Raw genomic sequence first — 14,962 nt, forward strand, 5'->3', positions numbered from 1 at the left:
TGTTCAAAATTAATTGATCAATTAAAAAGTATCCAGTCCTCTAAAATCAATTTTCACAGAAAAACATTCGTAATTCTCATCTTTGAATTGTTTCATAGTTTCTTTGAGATTTAGTTCATCAGTTAATGATATGATGCACCCCCCTCCTCCAGCACCAGTAATTTTTGCACCGTATGATTTGTCTTGACCAATTTTTACCATCTTTCTTAGTTTTTCATTTGAAATCCCTATTGTCTCTAAATATTCTTGATTTTCTGATATTTTTTTTCCTAGTTCTTTTAAATTATTTTCTTTTAATATATTCAAAACATTTTCTACTAATTTTGATTCTTTATTGCATAGTTCAGAAAATCTCTCTTCATTTTTTTCTTTAAATTGTTTTACTCCTTCTACTACTGATTTAGTTGAATGCTCTATGTTTGAATTAGCAATAACTAGATGAAAATTAGGCTCGGATTCTATTTTATTAAACCCGTTTTCTTTGCCATACTCCATAATTCCTCCATATGTACAAACAGTACAATCTGCACCAGATGTATTTTCAAAAATAGTTTTTTCAGCTTCAATAGCTAGTTCCAAAATTTCTTTTTTAGATGTTTTTTTAAATAGTCGTGATATTGCTGCAGCCCCTGCAACACAACATGCTGATGATGATCCTAGACCTACTCCTAATGGAATTTCAGATTCTACAAAAATTTTAATTCCACAATTTTGATTTTTTGTAAATTTGTTTGCCAAAAAATAAAATGGTTTTAATGGTGAATTAATTTCAGAAATTCTTTTGTCGCATTCTAGTTCTAACTCCCCAATGTTTGATTTAATTGAAATCTTTTTTTCTTTAATAATCTCTGCAGTAACTGTGATTCTTTTATCAATTGCACATAGAATTGCTTTAACACCATAAACAACAAAGTGTTCTCCAAAAAGAATAACTTTTGCAGGTGCAGAAGCTTTGGATTTCAATAGGACACTTAATTCTAAAGATTATTCGATTTCTTCTTCGGTAATTTTTGTTTCAAAATCATCGATTTCATTTTTCATTGGATCGTCTTCTTTTAATTCTCCTTTTTCAATTAAGACTTGACGTACCAATAACCAGTAAACTGTTGCAAGAGCTTTTCTTCCTCTATTATTTGCTGGAATAATCACATCTAGATTTGATGTGATGTTGTCTGTATTTGCAATTCCGATAATTGGAATACCTGCATTTGTTGCTTCAATGATAGCTTGTTCATCTACTTGTGGGTCTGAAATTAAAACTAATTTTGGTTCAATGTAATATGGCAATGATGGATTGGTTAATGTTCCTGGCATGAATCTTCCAAGTAATTTCTTTGAGCCTAAACTTTCACAGAATTTTTCAATTGGAGTCTCTGCATATTGTCTTCCTGAGCAAACTATGAGGTTTTCTGCTCCTAATCTATTGATGAATTTGGCTGCAGTTTGAATTTTTTCTAAAGTAATGTCCAAATCAAGCATGTACAACCCTTCTGGGCTGGCTTTTGTGATGAATGGTTTCATGAATTTTGTCTTTACTTGTGTTCCTACCCTGATCCCAGTAGCTAGAACTTTCTTTTTGATGTCTGTTGCTTCAGCTTGTTGACTCATGACGATTTTAAATCTCTGCCATACCGCGTATTAAATCATGCTCTGATAGTCGTAATAATTCATTAAGTTTAGCTACTCTTTCTCCTCCTACAATGCCTACTTTGAGCATTTTTGACTTTGTAGCAAGACCAATATGGGATATTTGTGAGTCTGTAGACTCTCCAGATCTGTGTGAAGTAATTAATTTGATGTTGTTTTGAGTTGCCTCATCAGCAAATTCTAATGCATCAAAAAGACTCCCTGCTTGATTTACTTTTAATATTGCAGCATTACATGATTTTCCATCAATAGCCTTCTTCAGAATATTCTTGTTTGTGACAGTTAGATCATCCCCTGTTACCAGTGTGTCTGGGAATTTTTTTGTTAGTTCTGCCATGTCCTCAAAAGCCTCCTCATGAACTGCATCTTCTGCATAAATTAATTTGAATTTTTCAATAATGTTTGCTGCAAAATCAATTTGTTCTCCTGTAGAATTCTCAAATCCTGCTCTATCGTAAATATATTTTGTTTTTTCTTCATCCCATTGTGTTGATGATGCAAAGTCTACTCCTAAGGATACTTCTTTTCCTAAAGTAAATCCTAAATTCTCACAAGCCTTTGCAGAAATTTCTAATGCTTTTTGATTGTCTAATTTTGGTGCCCATCCACCTTCATCTCCTCTACCATTTGTAAAATTAGGATCTTCTTTTTCTAAAACTCTACGAAGTTCTTTATGAACTGACAAATTAATTTCAATAGATTCCTCGATAGTTTTTGAGCCTGTAGCACAAATCAGAATTTCTTGTATGTCTGGAGTTCCAGGACCTGCATGAGCTCCTCCTCCTAAAATATTTCCTAATGGAAATGGAAATTTGAATGAAGATTCAGATGATAATATTTTAAACAATGGTTCTCCTGATGCTTTCGCAGCTGATTCCATTGATGCAATTGTTACTGCAAATGCTAATGCCCCTCCAATAACAGAATAATTTTCAGTTCCGTCTAATTCTTTTAGGATATCGTGGATTCCTTTCAGATCAGATGATTCTAATCCAACAAATTTTTGAGCATTTTCTTTTAAGATCTTTAAACTTTCTTCTGGTTTTCCATTAGGAAAACTTACTGCTTCATATTTCCCTACACTCGCTCCAGAAGGAGCACATACTCTTCCTAAAAATTGATTATCTGAATGAACATCTATTTCAACTGTTTTACTTCCTCTACTATTGTATAGAATACGTCCTTCGATTGAAGAAATCTTGGCCAAATTATTCTAGCTCAGATTGAACTTCTTGTTTTCTTCTTTGAATTGCTTCGTAGAATGGGATTACTTGTTGTATTGTTTCTACGGTAGTCAAAAGCATTCTTCTACAACAATACCTTTCAAGACCTAAGGAATCAAGAGTTTTTGTAGGATCTTCCCCTGCTTTAATTTTATTTTGATAATCTTCAAATTTATCAGCAATTAATTTTCCACAAGTTAAACATCTAACAGGAATTAACACGAACGAAAAAGTAACCAAGGATTATAAAAACCATGCAAGAAAAATTCCTTGCGGACGTCGCCCAGCCTGGCCAAAGGCGCTAGCTTGAGGGGCTAGTCTCTCAGGAGTTCGTGGGTTCAAATCCCATCGTCCGCACTAGGCCTATTTCTCTAATTTCTCTAAAATCTTGATTAATTCTGTTCGTCTTTTTTCTTCAGTAATAACCGATCTGACATCATCAACTAGAATTCGGTTTACATCAATTTTTCTTCGTGCTTCTTTTACTACCTTATCGTACATTGAGAAAGTGTAAAGTTGAAGATACAAACTTTCCATTACTTCAAATAATCTTGTTGCCTCATCAATTTTATCCATTCTGATTTTATCAAATACCTGTCTTTTCAATTCTCCAATACAATCCAGCAATCCTAATACATATGATTCAGACATTACTGATAATTTTTTATCTGATGGGATTTCTTTTTGTTCAACAATAGCAATTAGACATGCAGCTTCTACAAATTCTTGTTCTGGTGTGATCAGATATCTACTTAATCCTCCTGTTGCTTTTTTCTTGTATTTTTTTAATAATATCTGGGCTTGTTTTAGGTTCTTTTTACCAGTAATCAAATCTCCTTTATGAACAGCAATTATTGATTTGCTGCAAAGAATGACGATCTCTCTTGTATTTTTTAATAAAAATTCTCTGGCGTCTTGAGTTTCTTCTAACTCTTTTGCAATTTTATTTAATGATGGTTTTACGTTTTTTAATGTCATGTTCTATTTGTTTTAAAACTAGGATAAAGTCGTTTGCTAAGCTCTTAGGAATCATAAAACCTATTTACAAAATATGATTTTTATTAATTGTTAAGATAATCCAATCTGTTTCATAAATTCTAGATTATCCCAGAACAAATATTCCTCATCCATTACACCGTTTTCCCAATGTCCAACTGTAACCATACGTAATTTGAAAGATTTTCCAGTTGGTTCAATTACAGTACCATCAGGTAATGGCATTGGTTCTGTAAATGTACCTTCAATAATTCCAATAACACTTGTCCATTCTCCAGATGCAATTCTGACAGGATGTTCGTAAATTCTAGTATCTGGAGCCCAAACAAACATTGCTTTCAAATCTTCTATGTGAGGCTCAATTCCTTCTGTTTGCCTACCGTCTGGCCAATGAACAATGATGTCTTTTGAATGACTTTCATTGAGTCTATCCCATTTTTGATTTGTAAATACATCAAAATCTAATTCATCAAATGTTTTGAGATGATATGTTTCAAGTTCTTGTGATGTGTGTTTCTTATCTGAATCTTTGTGTGTTGTTTTATCATAATCTTTCACATATTCCTTAGATTTTATTTCAGAACAAAGCTTGTCTCCACAAACTTTGTTAGAACCTGTTTCAGGCAAAGAATTCCCTTTTGATTTTATTGCATCAGCTGTTTGATTGAAATCAATTATTGAAATAGACATTGTAAAGAAAATTGTGATTGTTAATGCTGCTAGTGTTGATACTTTTCTCACACTAAACATAATTTGAATTCTGTATTTAAGGTATATTTACAAATTTTATCTCTGGAAATTTAAATGAAATTTATGTTTTTGACCATTAATCTATCATTCAAAGCTCTTATTTTGGATATTATTTCATCAAAGATATGGAAATTACTGTTGATCAAATGTACAATATTGAAAATAAAGGTCATGATATGGGATTTTTAAAAAAATTCATGATGGAAAATGCTGGAGCTGCCGCTGTTAGAAGATTACTTGAAAAAATAACAGATGTTGAATCAAAAAATATCCTAATTTTTGTAGGATTGGGAAATAATGGTGGTGATGGTCTAGTCATGGCACGACACTTGGCAGGATATGGCGCTAAGGTAACAGTAATACTACTTGGCAGTCCTGATAAAATCAAAACTGAAGAAAGTAATTGGAATTGGTCCATTCTACAAAAAATGCCTTCTGTAAAATTAATGTCAGGAGATTCCATGAATTTTAATTTTAAACCTGATGTTATCATTGATGGAATTCTCGGAACTGGAATATCTGGAGAAATTAGAGAACCCTATGCATCTGCAATCAATTACATTAATAATGCAAATTGTTTCAAATTTGCAGTAGATGTCCCATCTGGACTAGATCCACAAACTGGAGAAACTGCAAATATTTATACAAAATGTGATATGACCGTGACCTTTCATAAAATGAAACAAGGAATTCCAAAAAGAAAAGATTTGACTGGTGAACTATTTGCAGAAAAGATTGGAATCCCACCTGAAGCTGAAGAGGGTATCTTATGAGAGTTCATCAGATTCAAGTAGGAAACATGCAGAATTTTTCTTACATTGTTGAAGATGAAGATACTAGTGAGGCTATAATAATAGACCCTTCATGGGATTTAATTGAATTAGAAATGATAATTAAAAAAAATAATTTAAAAATAAAATACATTGTAAATACTCATCATCATTTTGATCATACTTTGGGAAATGAAGCAATGGTTGAATCTACACAAGCCCCTATCATTCAACATGAATATTCTGAATTAAAACATGACATTACAGTAAAGGACGGAGATGTCATTGAATTTGGAAATTCAAAATTAAAAGTATATCATACTCCTGGCCATTCTCAAGATAGTATTTGTTTAGTTGGTGACGGAAAAATTTTTTCTGGTGATACACTATTTGTTGGAAATTGTGGAAGAATTGATTTGCCTGGTGGTTCAGCTAAAGAACTCTATCATAGTCTTTTTGATATTTTATACAATTTAGATGAAAATTTAGTCCTGTATTCAGGTCATAATTATGGCTCTTCTGAAATTTCAACTTTGGGGCAAGAAAAACTTACAAATCATGTAATGCAAAAACGAACAGAACGGCAGTTCCTTGACATGATGGGTTAGGGATTTCTATGGACAACTTTGAATTATTTGGAAATATAGAACAAGGAAAAAATTTCCTTGAATCAATAAAGCCTGGAAAATTTCTTTTTTCATTTGTAATTTCATATACTGAAACTTGTGAAATTCCTGGAATTACTTTTGCAGGTGCAGATAGAAACTCAATACAATTTACTCCGCCTGCTGATGCCGAATATTTACACTATGGATATTGCAAATCTATTGATAAAATCCCTATGACTCCTGATGGAAAACCCACTCCAGGATTACTAACAAAAACTGCGTTAGAATCTGCTAGTATTCCTCATTTAACGATAAATGCAGGTAGTAAAATTTCCCCACAATTACCTTTTGTTGATACTGGGATAACCTTTGGAAAAAATATTTTTGAACAAGATGCAATGACTGATTCTCAGGTATCTCATGCAGTTGATTTTGGAAGAATTGTTGGAAGAAGTATGGCATCATTAACTGATTGTTTAGTGATTGGTGAAAGTATTCCTGGTGGAACTACTACTGCCTTAGCAGTATTGAAAGCATTGGGCTTTGATGCCAAAGTTAGTTCCAGCATCCCAAACAATCCTGTAGAATTAAAAAATCAGATTGTTAAATCTGCTTTAGAAAGAATAGATTCTGAACATCCATACAGTATTGTTGCAAAAGTTGGTGATCCTATGATTCCTTTTGTTGCTGGAATGTTAAGTTCTGCATCTAGTATTTCAAATGTAATGCTAGCTGGTGGTACACAAATGGCCTCTGTTTTGGCATTTGCATCAAAAATAGGATTTAATGAAGAAAAAACCGCAATTGGAACTACTTCTTACATTACTAATGATGAGACAGCAAATTTCACAAGTTTGATCAAAGAAATTGCTGATATTCCTGCTATTTCTGTAAATCCTGGTTTGCAAAATTCAAAATTTTCTGGTCTGAAAGCATTTTCTGAAGGATTTGCAAAGGAAGGAGTAGGAGCTGGCGGTAGTATCATTTCTTCAATGATTAAAACCGGAAATGATTCAACAAAATTTTTAGAAATTGCAGAAAAAGAATATGATAGATTATTTACTTTACAGTAACTGATTTTGCTAGATTTCTAGGATAATCTGGATCTGCGTCTTTTTCAAGTGCTGCATAATACGATAACAATTGAATTGGAATTATTTCGGAAATTGGGTATAATACCTCATCTATTTTTGGCATTTTGATCCAATAATCATAAACATCACTTTCAATATCTGAAACCCCGATAATTTTTGCTCCACGTGCTTTAATTTCTCTTGCACTTGTCAGAGTATCTGAATATGTTGAATCATTCGGATTTATTATTATTACAAATACTTTAGAATCCATTAATGCAAGAGGGCCATGTTTTAGTTCTCCTCCTGCAATTCCTTCAGCATGAATGTATGTCAATTCTTTAAGTTTTAGTGCCGATTCGATGGCTATTGGATAGTTTATTCCCCTGCCTAAAATGTAGATGTCTGAAATTTCTTTCAACTCTTTTGCAATCTCTTGAATTTTAGTTGTATCCTCTAAAATTTCAAAAATTGATTTTGAGAAATTTTCAAAATTAATTGTGATTTTATCATTACTTAATTTCTGAACAATTTTGTATAGAATTACAAGTTGAGATGTAAAACTTTTTGTTGCAGCCACTCCTATTTCAGGTCCACAATTCATTCCAATCACAACATCTGCTTCACGTGCAAGTGATGAAGTCATCAAATTTACTATTGCAATAATCTTACAGTTTGCATGTTTTCCAATTTTTACTGCCTCTAAGACGTCTGCACTCTCTCCACTTTGAGAAATTGCAATTACTATTGAATTCTCTTCTATGTGGTCTGGAGAAAATTGTAGTTCACTTGACATAATTGGCTCAGCCTTAATTTTTACATATTTTGATAGAATTTGTTTTGCAATTAATGCTGAATTGTAACTAGTTCCACTGCCTGTTACATAGATATTTTTGGCATGTTTAATGTAATCAGCTGTTTTTTCAATCGCATCTAGAGTTTTCTCCCCAGCTTTGAATATTGTTTCTGGTTGCTCGTAAATTTCTTTTAATGTAAAATGAGCATAGTCTCCTTTGTATGCATCTCCAAACTCTTTTGAAACTTTGGTAATTCCATATTTTGCATGTTCTCCTTGAAAATCTAAAATCTGAAATTTATTTTTATCCAAAATTACAAAATTTCCATTTTCTAAATAGATTGCATTATCCGTGAATTCAATAAATCCTAAAACATCACTTGACAAAAAGAAATCATTTTGCCCAACACCAATAATCAATGGTTCATGAAATCTTGCCGCGGCTAGTTGACCGTTCTCAAAAAGAGCAACAAATGCATAATGTCCTTTGATTTCAGAAACTGTTTTCAAAATCGTTTCTTTTACATCTTTTGTTTTTTCATAATGTTTCTGAAGTAGATTTGCAATGATTTCACTGTCAGTTTCACTTTTGAAATCATATCCCTCTGCTTCTAGTTGTTTTTTTAATTCTTCAAAATTTTCAATAATTCCATTATGTACAATAGCAATTTTTCCTGAATTACTTGGATGTGGATGTGCATTAAAATCGGTAACTTTTCCATGAGTAGCCCACCGTGTATGACCAATTCCTATTTTTCCAGGAAGTGAATCTAGATGAATCTTTGAATTGACTTCGTTTACTTTTCCAGTTCCTTTTTTTAATTGGATCTCTTGGTTGGATTCTGTAGCGACTCCTACACTGTCATATCCTCTATACTCCATTCTTTTCAATCCTTTAACAAGAATGGGTGCAGCTATCTCATTTCCATAGTAGCCTATAATTGAACACATAATGATTATCTCTAATAATTGGGGTTATTTACTACTAAGCCTATTTTTTCGATTATTCTGTTGAAGAAGTTTTATCTTTCGGAGTTTCTTCAGCAGTAGCCTCAGTTGTTTCTTCAGCAGTAGCCTCAGTTGTTTCTTCAGCAGTAGCCTCAGTTGTTTCTTCAACAGCTACTGGCTCATCTTTCTTTGTTTTCTCTAACATTGCAGGAATCTTTGACTCTGGTGAAAAATGAACACTGTCTTCTTCTTCGACTGTGACATTGTAAGATGGGATGTCTACTTTTCTATCTCCAATCATAATATGACCATGAATTACTGCTTGTCTTGCTTGGTATGGTGTTTTGAATCCTAGTTTTTTTGTAACAATAGTTTGTAATCTTCTTGAAAGTAAATCATTTGCATTAAGGTTTAACACATCGTCTAATGTAGCATCACTGCTTACCAAACCAATTCTTGCAAGAGAGTTCATTAAGATTGGTTCTTTTTCTGCTCTAACTTCTTGTCTTAAAGAAAGTAATGATCTTGCTTGTTTTCTTACACGAGCTAATTCTGTATGTGCTTTCCACAATTCTCTTTTAGTTCTTAATCCGAATGTTCCGAGAGTTTTTAGCTCTTCCATTTTTAATTCATAGTTAAGAGGTCTTTTTGGTTTCTTCCATACTTTACGTGAATATTTTGGATCTCCCATTCAAAACACCTATTCTTTTTTCTCCTCTGCTGGAGCTGCTGGGGTTTCTGCTGCTGGAGCTGCTGCACCCTCTGCGGCTGCTGGAGCTGCGGCTGCTGGAGCACCTGCTCCTCCTTTCTTTACAGGAGCTGCCATTCCACCTTTAGCTACACCCACTGCACCACCTTTTCTGCCAGAAGTTCTAGTTCTTTGTCCTCTGACTTTAAGACCACTAAGATGACGATATCCTCTCCAACTTGCAGTTATTCTTTCTCTTTCAATATCATTTCTTAATGTAAATGGAATGTCTGAAGTTAACAAATGCATATCTTTTCCAGTTTCAATATCTTTTCTTCTATTAAGGAACCATGTTGGAAAATTACTGGCAATTGGATCTGTAATTAGTTTTTCAATAGCTTGAACATTTTCCTCTGTAAGATTGCCTATGTTGGAATTTGGATTAATTTTAAGAGTATCAAGAATAGCAGTTGCAAAATTATAGCCAAGACCTTTAATCTGTGTTAATCCAATAATCATCTTCTTTTCTCCACGAATATCATTTCCTACAATTCTGACTATGTGTCTATATTCTTGTGCGCTCAAGTATTCAAAAATTCAAAGAATCCCCGATAAAAACCATGCTAGGCATCAAATTACTCCTTTTTTGAAATATGACTAAATCTAATGTTGAAATTATGCCTAATTTTGATCTATTTTTGGGCTTAATTATCTAAAGTCTTCATCCCTTGTCCAGTCATTTCCTTGAACATTCCACTGATTACATTTACAACATTTTTTGATCCCACTTTGAGCATCAATATCTACACAAAAACAATGTACTCCTTTTCCTGATGGATCCTTATTACAGAGCTTTTGCATGATTTTTGGTAAATCTTTTTCTTAATTATCTTATTGGAAGATTTTCTCAAAAAGTTATAACTTTCTAATTTTTTAATTTAATTATGGATGAAAACTTTGATCGAGAAAAAGTGGTTGAATGCATGTTTGATCCCGTTACTGCTTCAATCTTGGCTGAATTAGAGGATTCTGAAAAGGAATGTTCATTTTTAGCTGAACAAGTATCTATCTCAGAATCTGAAGTTCTTGAAAGATTATCTTATTTGATAGAACATGAGTTTATTTCAAAAAATTCTGATGATGGAAAATGTATTTTATCTGCAAATTCTGAAAAACTTACCGCCCTTGTTGAAAATAGTGAAAACTTTGATGCAACAATTAATGGATTAGAAAAAATGGATAGCTATCTAAACTGATCTTTGTCTGTTCTTAATTTCAAAAATTCCAATAATTGCCAAACCTATCATTCCAATGATTAATACTGATAAAGAAACACTCGAAAGAATTAATTTTTTATCTGTATCTGGAAGTGGACCTATTGCACCCGCTACATAAATTTCATCCTCCTCCTGACTTTGTATAATCAATTGATACATTCCAGTTTCTGATACGTCAAATTCTCTCTCAATATTTTCTTCATTTACACTTTGAGAAATAATTTCCATGTTTGTTGGATCTAATATTTTGGCATAGATTGCATTTTCTTTGAATTCCATCACCTGAACTGCAAAAATACCTACCTTTGTAATTTCTTTATCTAATTCAACTGAAATTGAAACTGTTTCACTCGTACTTACTTTTCCATTCCCTTGGCTAATTCCTTCTAATGTAATATGATTTTCCAATACTGATATTGCTAATCCTGCTACAATCAACAATCCAAAAATTACTAGTAATAATCCTGATTTTTGCACAAATTTAGCCTAATTATCTTTCGTTTAAATCTAGTTTTTCAGATTTATGATTATGTAAAGTTAGATTAGGCTAAAAAAGTTAGCTTAGGGTAAATTTAAATACAGAATTTTGCTCTTTTATTTATTATGAAATTTAGTCGTTCAACTATAATGTTCTTGTTACTTTCTTTGGTAGTTGTTTTTTCTGCTATTGCAATATTTCCTATATTCTCTGATGCTGAATCTGAACCAAAGACTTTTGTCACTCATTCAGGAGCAGTAGTTCGAACTACGGGTGAAGTTATCGATCCACTTTACACTGTTTCTACAGTTGAATTTGATCCAATGGAATATCTTAGAGAATTCAATTATGGCAAAGTTTCACAATTATCTGATGGTACAACTGTAAGAGAATACACAATAATTGCTGAAGATGATAAAATTATGGAAGTCTCTCCTGGAGTATTCTATAATGTTTGGACATTTAATGGAACTGTACCTGGTCCAACAATTCGAGCAACAGAAGGAGATTTACTGAAAATTACTTTCATCAACAATGGTTCAAAAGAACATACCATGCATTTTCATGGAATTCATCCAGCAGGAATGGATGGTGTCTTTGAACCGGTTGGTGGAAATGGTGGAAGATTTGTATATGAATTTGAAGCTGGACCAGTTGGAGTTCATCCATATCATTGTCATGTTATGCCTTTAGAAGAACACATTGTTCATGGGCTTTATGGTGTCTTTATTGTTGATCCAAAAGAAGAACGTCCACAAGCTGATGAAATGGTCATGGTTCTTAATGGATTAGACACTGATTTTGACACTGAAAATAATTTTTATGCTGCAAACACAATTCCTTTTTACTATCAACATCATCCAATTCAAATCCATACAGATGAACTAATTCGAGTTTATGTTGTAAATATGGTTGAATTTGATCCCATCAATAATTTCCATCTTCATGGTAATCTGTACAAGTATTATCCTACAGGAACTGATCTCGTCCCATCGTTTTATACAGATATGGTAACCATGTCTCAAACTGAGCGTGGGATCATGGAATTTGAATATGATTTTCCAGGAAAATATCTATTTCATGCTCATAAAGTTGAATTCTCAGAAAAAGGTTGGATAGGAATTTTTCTTGTAAGTGATTCAACTGAAAAAACTCCTGAGGAATCAAGTTATGAATAGTAATTATTCTTCAAAAGGAAAATCTATCGCAAGTGGATTGATTCCGTTTGTATTTGTAATTTTCATGATTGCGTATATTTTTGGACCAGGTGCAGATATGCTAGATTTTGGAGTTGCACTTCCTGAAATTACCATTGAAAAAGTAGATTTTGTTGATTCTGAAATTCAGGCAACTGTACGAAATACCGGACCTGTTCCAGTTGAGGTAGTAATGGCTGATGTAAATGATAGAATTCAACCAGCTGCAGTAGAGCCTGATCGATTTTTAGATAGATTTGAAACTACATTGGTGAGGATTCCCTTTGAATGGAATGAAGCAGAACCATATGTTGTCGGAATAACAATTGAAGATGGAACAAGGTTTGAAAAGGAGATTAAAGCAGCTGCTCCTGCATTAGAATTTTCACTTGAACTCGGAATCTTTTTTGCAATCATTGGAACATACGTAGGAATAATTCCTGTGATGATTGGATTATTGTGGCTTCCATTCATAAAGAGAATTAGCAAACAAAAATATCATTTCTTTTTGGCACTAACTGCTGGATTATTGCTTTTCTTAGCAATTGATTCTATTGAAGAAGCAGTTGAGGTTTCTAATGAAAATTTATCTGCAAGTTTTAACGGGACATTATTAGTGGCAACAGCTACTGTGTTATCTTTTCTTGGATTATATTATTCAGGAAATAAACTGGTTAAACTAGCAGATTCATCCAGATTTACCAAACCTGTAGCTATTGCATTAATGATTTCTATTGGCATTGGATTACATAATTTTGGTGAGGGTTTAGCAATTGGGGCTGCTTTGGGAATGGGCTCTATTGCATTTAGTACATTTTTGATAGTTGGATTTGCTCTGCATAATACCACAGAAGGATTGGCTATTGCAGCACCCATGTCTAGGGGCAAGTTGATGTTGGGGAAACTCGCAGCCATGGGAATTATCGCTGGCAGTCCTGCTATTTTTGGTGCATGGATAGGTGGATTTGTTTATTCTCCATTCACATCCGTAATTTTTCTAGCAATTGGAGCCGGTGCTATTTTTCAAGTAATTCTTGTTATTATGAAATGGATAAGAGACGAAAATGATCAAAAGCTCTCAAATTTGTCCGTAGTAACTGGATTTGCTCTTGGAATGCTAGTAATGTATTTGACCAGTATTTTGGTTTAGTATGGTTCAGGATGTATAGTGATAACTGAATTATCAATTTCAGTTCTAATTATCTGTTCAATCTCGGATGTCAAATCGTGAACTTTTTCAATTGACAGATTTTTATCAAACGAACAGTCAATATCTATTTTTAAAATATTTTCAAATTTTAGAGATACAATTCTTCCAATTTTTTTGATATCTGGATATTTATCCAAAATTGCTTTAATTTTTGCCTCAGTTTCTACATCTTCAATATTGAATTTTTTTGGAACTGTAACAAATGGTTCTAAATGTATTGTAGAATGAGAAATATCTGGAATCTGTTCTTTAATCTTGTCTTCAATTATTTCAGAAATTTTATGTGCTGATGATAAATTAATTTCTCTATCTACCATAACATGAAGATTTGAATAGATTTTTCCTTTTGTTTTATGTGTACTTACATTATGAACTCCTTTCACTCCGTCTACATTTTTTGCAATATCTAAGATTTTTGCATCTAAAGGAACGTCTTCCCAGTTTGGTTCAAAATGAATTGTGGTTGATGCATTTGGAATTTGACTCTTGATATTTTTTTCTACACTGTCACTAATTTCATGTGCTTTATCAAAACTAGTATCTCCCCTCAGTGAAATGGTCACATCTGCAAAAATTGTATCGCCCGATTTTCTCATTAAGATTGGCTCTGCATTGATTACTCCTTCTGTAGATGTGGAAATTTCTCTTACATTTTTTACTAGTTCTGGAGATATCACATCTGTCAAATCTAATGCTGTTTTGTAGATTAGTTTGATACTCAATACTGCTAATAATCCTCCTAAGATTAATGCAGCAACAAAATCCCCAAAATACAATCCATATGAAACTAAAAGAATTCCTACAATTGCAACTAATGTGGAACCAAGATCCATGAAAGCATGATAAAAATCTGCTTTTAATGTTGCACCTCCAATTTTTTTGATGGATCTTCTTAGTAAAATGATTCGGAAAAAATCAATTCCAATTGTATATGCTCCTCCGATTAGTGCAAATAATCCTGGCAAAATACTGGGAGGAGGACTTTGCAATCGATTAATTGATTCGTAAATGAAAAAACAAGCAATCAAAAATATTGCTATGCCTCCAATTAAACCTCCTAATGATTCAATTTTTCCATGTCCATACGTATGTTCTGCATCTGGTGGCTTTATTGCCCATCTTGCTGCCAAAAGTAAAACCAATGTTACAACACTGTCCAGAAGTGCATGAATACTATCTGTGATTAAGGCTAAACTATTGGATATTAAACCAAAAATTAATTCCACTAAAAATGCTGATAATATAGCTAAGAGTGAAATCTGTAAAACCCTGGTTCTTTGAACAAACATTTTCCTCGTTTTT

General features: G+C 32.9%; 17 protein-coding genes and 1 tRNA gene. 7 read left to right on the forward strand and 11 right to left on the reverse strand.

The window, feature by feature from the left end; all coding sequences use genetic code 11:
• Positions 1-21: 21 nt before the first annotated feature.
• From mvk to K5781_RS03395, 4 genes are read right to left on the reverse strand one after another with little or no spacing between them, the layout of a single operon-like run.
• Positions 22-963, reverse strand: a complete 942-nt coding sequence (gene mvk, locus K5781_RS03380) for a mevalonate kinase (protein WP_297440715.1) — start codon at positions 961-963, stop codon at positions 22-24.
• Positions 964-984: 21 nt separating this feature from the next.
• Positions 985-1,608: a 30S ribosomal protein S2 gene (rpsB, locus tag K5781_RS03385; RefSeq protein WP_297440717.1), complete on the reverse strand. Its 624-nt coding sequence runs from the start codon at positions 1,606-1,608 to the stop codon at positions 985-987.
• Between the two features lie 7 nt (positions 1,609-1,615).
• Entirely contained in the window at positions 1,616-2,854 is a 1,239-nt protein-coding gene (locus tag K5781_RS03390; protein WP_297440719.1) for an enolase, read from the reverse strand.
• A gap of 1 nt (position 2,855) precedes the next feature.
• Entirely contained in the window at positions 2,856-3,092 is a 237-nt protein-coding gene (locus tag K5781_RS03395) for a DNA-directed RNA polymerase subunit N (RefSeq protein ID WP_297440721.1), read from the reverse strand.
• A 50-nt stretch (positions 3,093-3,142) separates the two neighbouring features.
• Between K5781_RS03395 and K5781_RS03400 the strand changes: the two genes are divergently transcribed.
• A tRNA-Leu gene (locus tag K5781_RS03400) sits at positions 3,143-3,227 on the forward strand.
• Between the two features lie 6 nt (positions 3,228-3,233).
• Here the strand turns inward: K5781_RS03400 and K5781_RS03405 are convergent.
• Together K5781_RS03405 and K5781_RS03410 are read right to left on the reverse strand one after the other, a co-directional pair.
• A complete protein-coding gene (locus tag K5781_RS03405) occupies positions 3,234-3,848 on the reverse strand; it encodes an RNA-binding protein (RefSeq protein ID WP_297440723.1) in 615 nt (204 codons plus the stop codon).
• A 90-nt stretch (positions 3,849-3,938) separates the two neighbouring features.
• Positions 3,939-4,607: an ester cyclase gene (locus tag K5781_RS03410; protein ID WP_297440725.1), complete on the reverse strand. Its 669-nt coding sequence runs from the start codon at positions 4,605-4,607 to the stop codon at positions 3,939-3,941.
• Between the two features lie 134 nt (positions 4,608-4,741).
• On the opposite strand from K5781_RS03410, the gene K5781_RS03415 reads away from it, so the two are divergent.
• From K5781_RS03415 to cobT, 3 genes are read left to right on the forward strand one after another with little or no spacing between them, the layout of a single operon-like run.
• Positions 4,742-5,389, forward strand: coding sequence for an NAD(P)H-hydrate epimerase (locus tag K5781_RS03415; RefSeq protein WP_297440727.1), 648 nt, complete (start codon positions 4,742-4,744; stop codon positions 5,387-5,389).
• Positions 5,386-5,994 carry a hydroxyacylglutathione hydrolase family protein gene (locus K5781_RS03420; protein WP_297440729.1) on the forward strand — a complete coding sequence of 203 codons (609 nt, stop codon included), beginning with the start codon at positions 5,386-5,388 and terminating at the stop codon, positions 5,992-5,994. The genes K5781_RS03415 and K5781_RS03420 overlap by 4 nt, the downstream gene beginning before the upstream one ends.
• Before the next feature lie 8 nt (positions 5,995-6,002).
• A complete protein-coding gene (gene cobT, locus K5781_RS03425) occupies positions 6,003-7,067 on the forward strand; it encodes a nicotinate mononucleotide-dependent phosphoribosyltransferase CobT (RefSeq protein ID WP_297440731.1) in 1,065 nt (354 codons plus the stop codon).
• Here the strand turns inward: cobT and glmS are convergent.
• From glmS to K5781_RS03440, 3 genes are read right to left on the reverse strand one after another with little or no spacing between them, the layout of a single operon-like run.
• Positions 7,054-8,814, reverse strand: a complete 1,761-nt coding sequence (glmS, locus tag K5781_RS03430; RefSeq protein WP_297440733.1) for a glutamine--fructose-6-phosphate transaminase (isomerizing) — start codon at positions 8,812-8,814, stop codon at positions 7,054-7,056. The two genes, cobT and glmS, sit on opposite strands and share 14 nt — an antisense overlap.
• A 52-nt stretch (positions 8,815-8,866) precedes the next feature.
• Positions 8,867-9,502, reverse strand: coding sequence for a 30S ribosomal protein S4 (locus K5781_RS03435; RefSeq protein ID WP_297440735.1), 636 nt, complete (start codon positions 9,500-9,502; stop codon positions 8,867-8,869).
• 9 nt (positions 9,503-9,511) lie between these two features.
• Entirely contained in the window at positions 9,512-10,084 is a 573-nt protein-coding gene (locus K5781_RS03440) for a 30S ribosomal protein S13 (RefSeq protein ID WP_297440737.1), read from the reverse strand.
• 359 nt (positions 10,085-10,443) lie between these two features.
• Between K5781_RS03440 and K5781_RS03445 the strand changes: the two genes are divergently transcribed.
• Positions 10,444-10,755 carry a hypothetical protein gene (locus K5781_RS03445; protein ID WP_297440739.1) on the forward strand — a complete coding sequence of 104 codons (312 nt, stop codon included), beginning with the start codon at positions 10,444-10,446 and terminating at the stop codon, positions 10,753-10,755.
• Here the strand turns inward: K5781_RS03445 and K5781_RS03450 are convergent.
• Positions 10,747-11,253 carry a hypothetical protein gene (locus tag K5781_RS03450; protein ID WP_297440741.1) on the reverse strand — a complete coding sequence of 169 codons (507 nt, stop codon included), beginning with the start codon at positions 11,251-11,253 and terminating at the stop codon, positions 10,747-10,749. The genes K5781_RS03445 and K5781_RS03450 overlap by 9 nt on opposite strands.
• Before the next feature lie 126 nt (positions 11,254-11,379).
• On the opposite strand from K5781_RS03450, the gene K5781_RS03455 reads away from it, so the two are divergent.
• Both K5781_RS03455 and K5781_RS03460 read left to right on the forward strand, forming a co-directional pair.
• On the forward strand, positions 11,380-12,432 hold the full coding sequence (locus tag K5781_RS03455; protein ID WP_297440743.1) for a multicopper oxidase domain-containing protein: 1,053 nt from the start codon (positions 11,380-11,382) through the stop codon (positions 12,430-12,432).
• Positions 12,425-13,600 (forward strand): divalent cation transporter, encoded by a 1,176-nt coding sequence (locus K5781_RS03460; protein ID WP_297440745.1) that lies wholly within the window; start codon positions 12,425-12,427, stop codon positions 13,598-13,600. Before K5781_RS03455 ends, K5781_RS03460 begins: the two co-directional genes overlap by 8 nt.
• Here the strand turns inward: K5781_RS03460 and K5781_RS03465 are convergent.
• Positions 13,597-14,949 (reverse strand): cation-efflux pump, encoded by a 1,353-nt coding sequence (locus tag K5781_RS03465; RefSeq protein ID WP_297440747.1) that lies wholly within the window; start codon positions 14,947-14,949, stop codon positions 13,597-13,599. The two genes, K5781_RS03460 and K5781_RS03465, sit on opposite strands and share 4 nt — an antisense overlap.
• Positions 14,950-14,962: the final 13 nt, after the last annotated feature.

Source organism: Nitrosopumilus sp. (assembly GCF_025699255.1).
Lineage (GTDB): Archaea > Thermoproteota > Nitrososphaeria > Nitrososphaerales > Nitrosopumilaceae > Nitrosopumilus.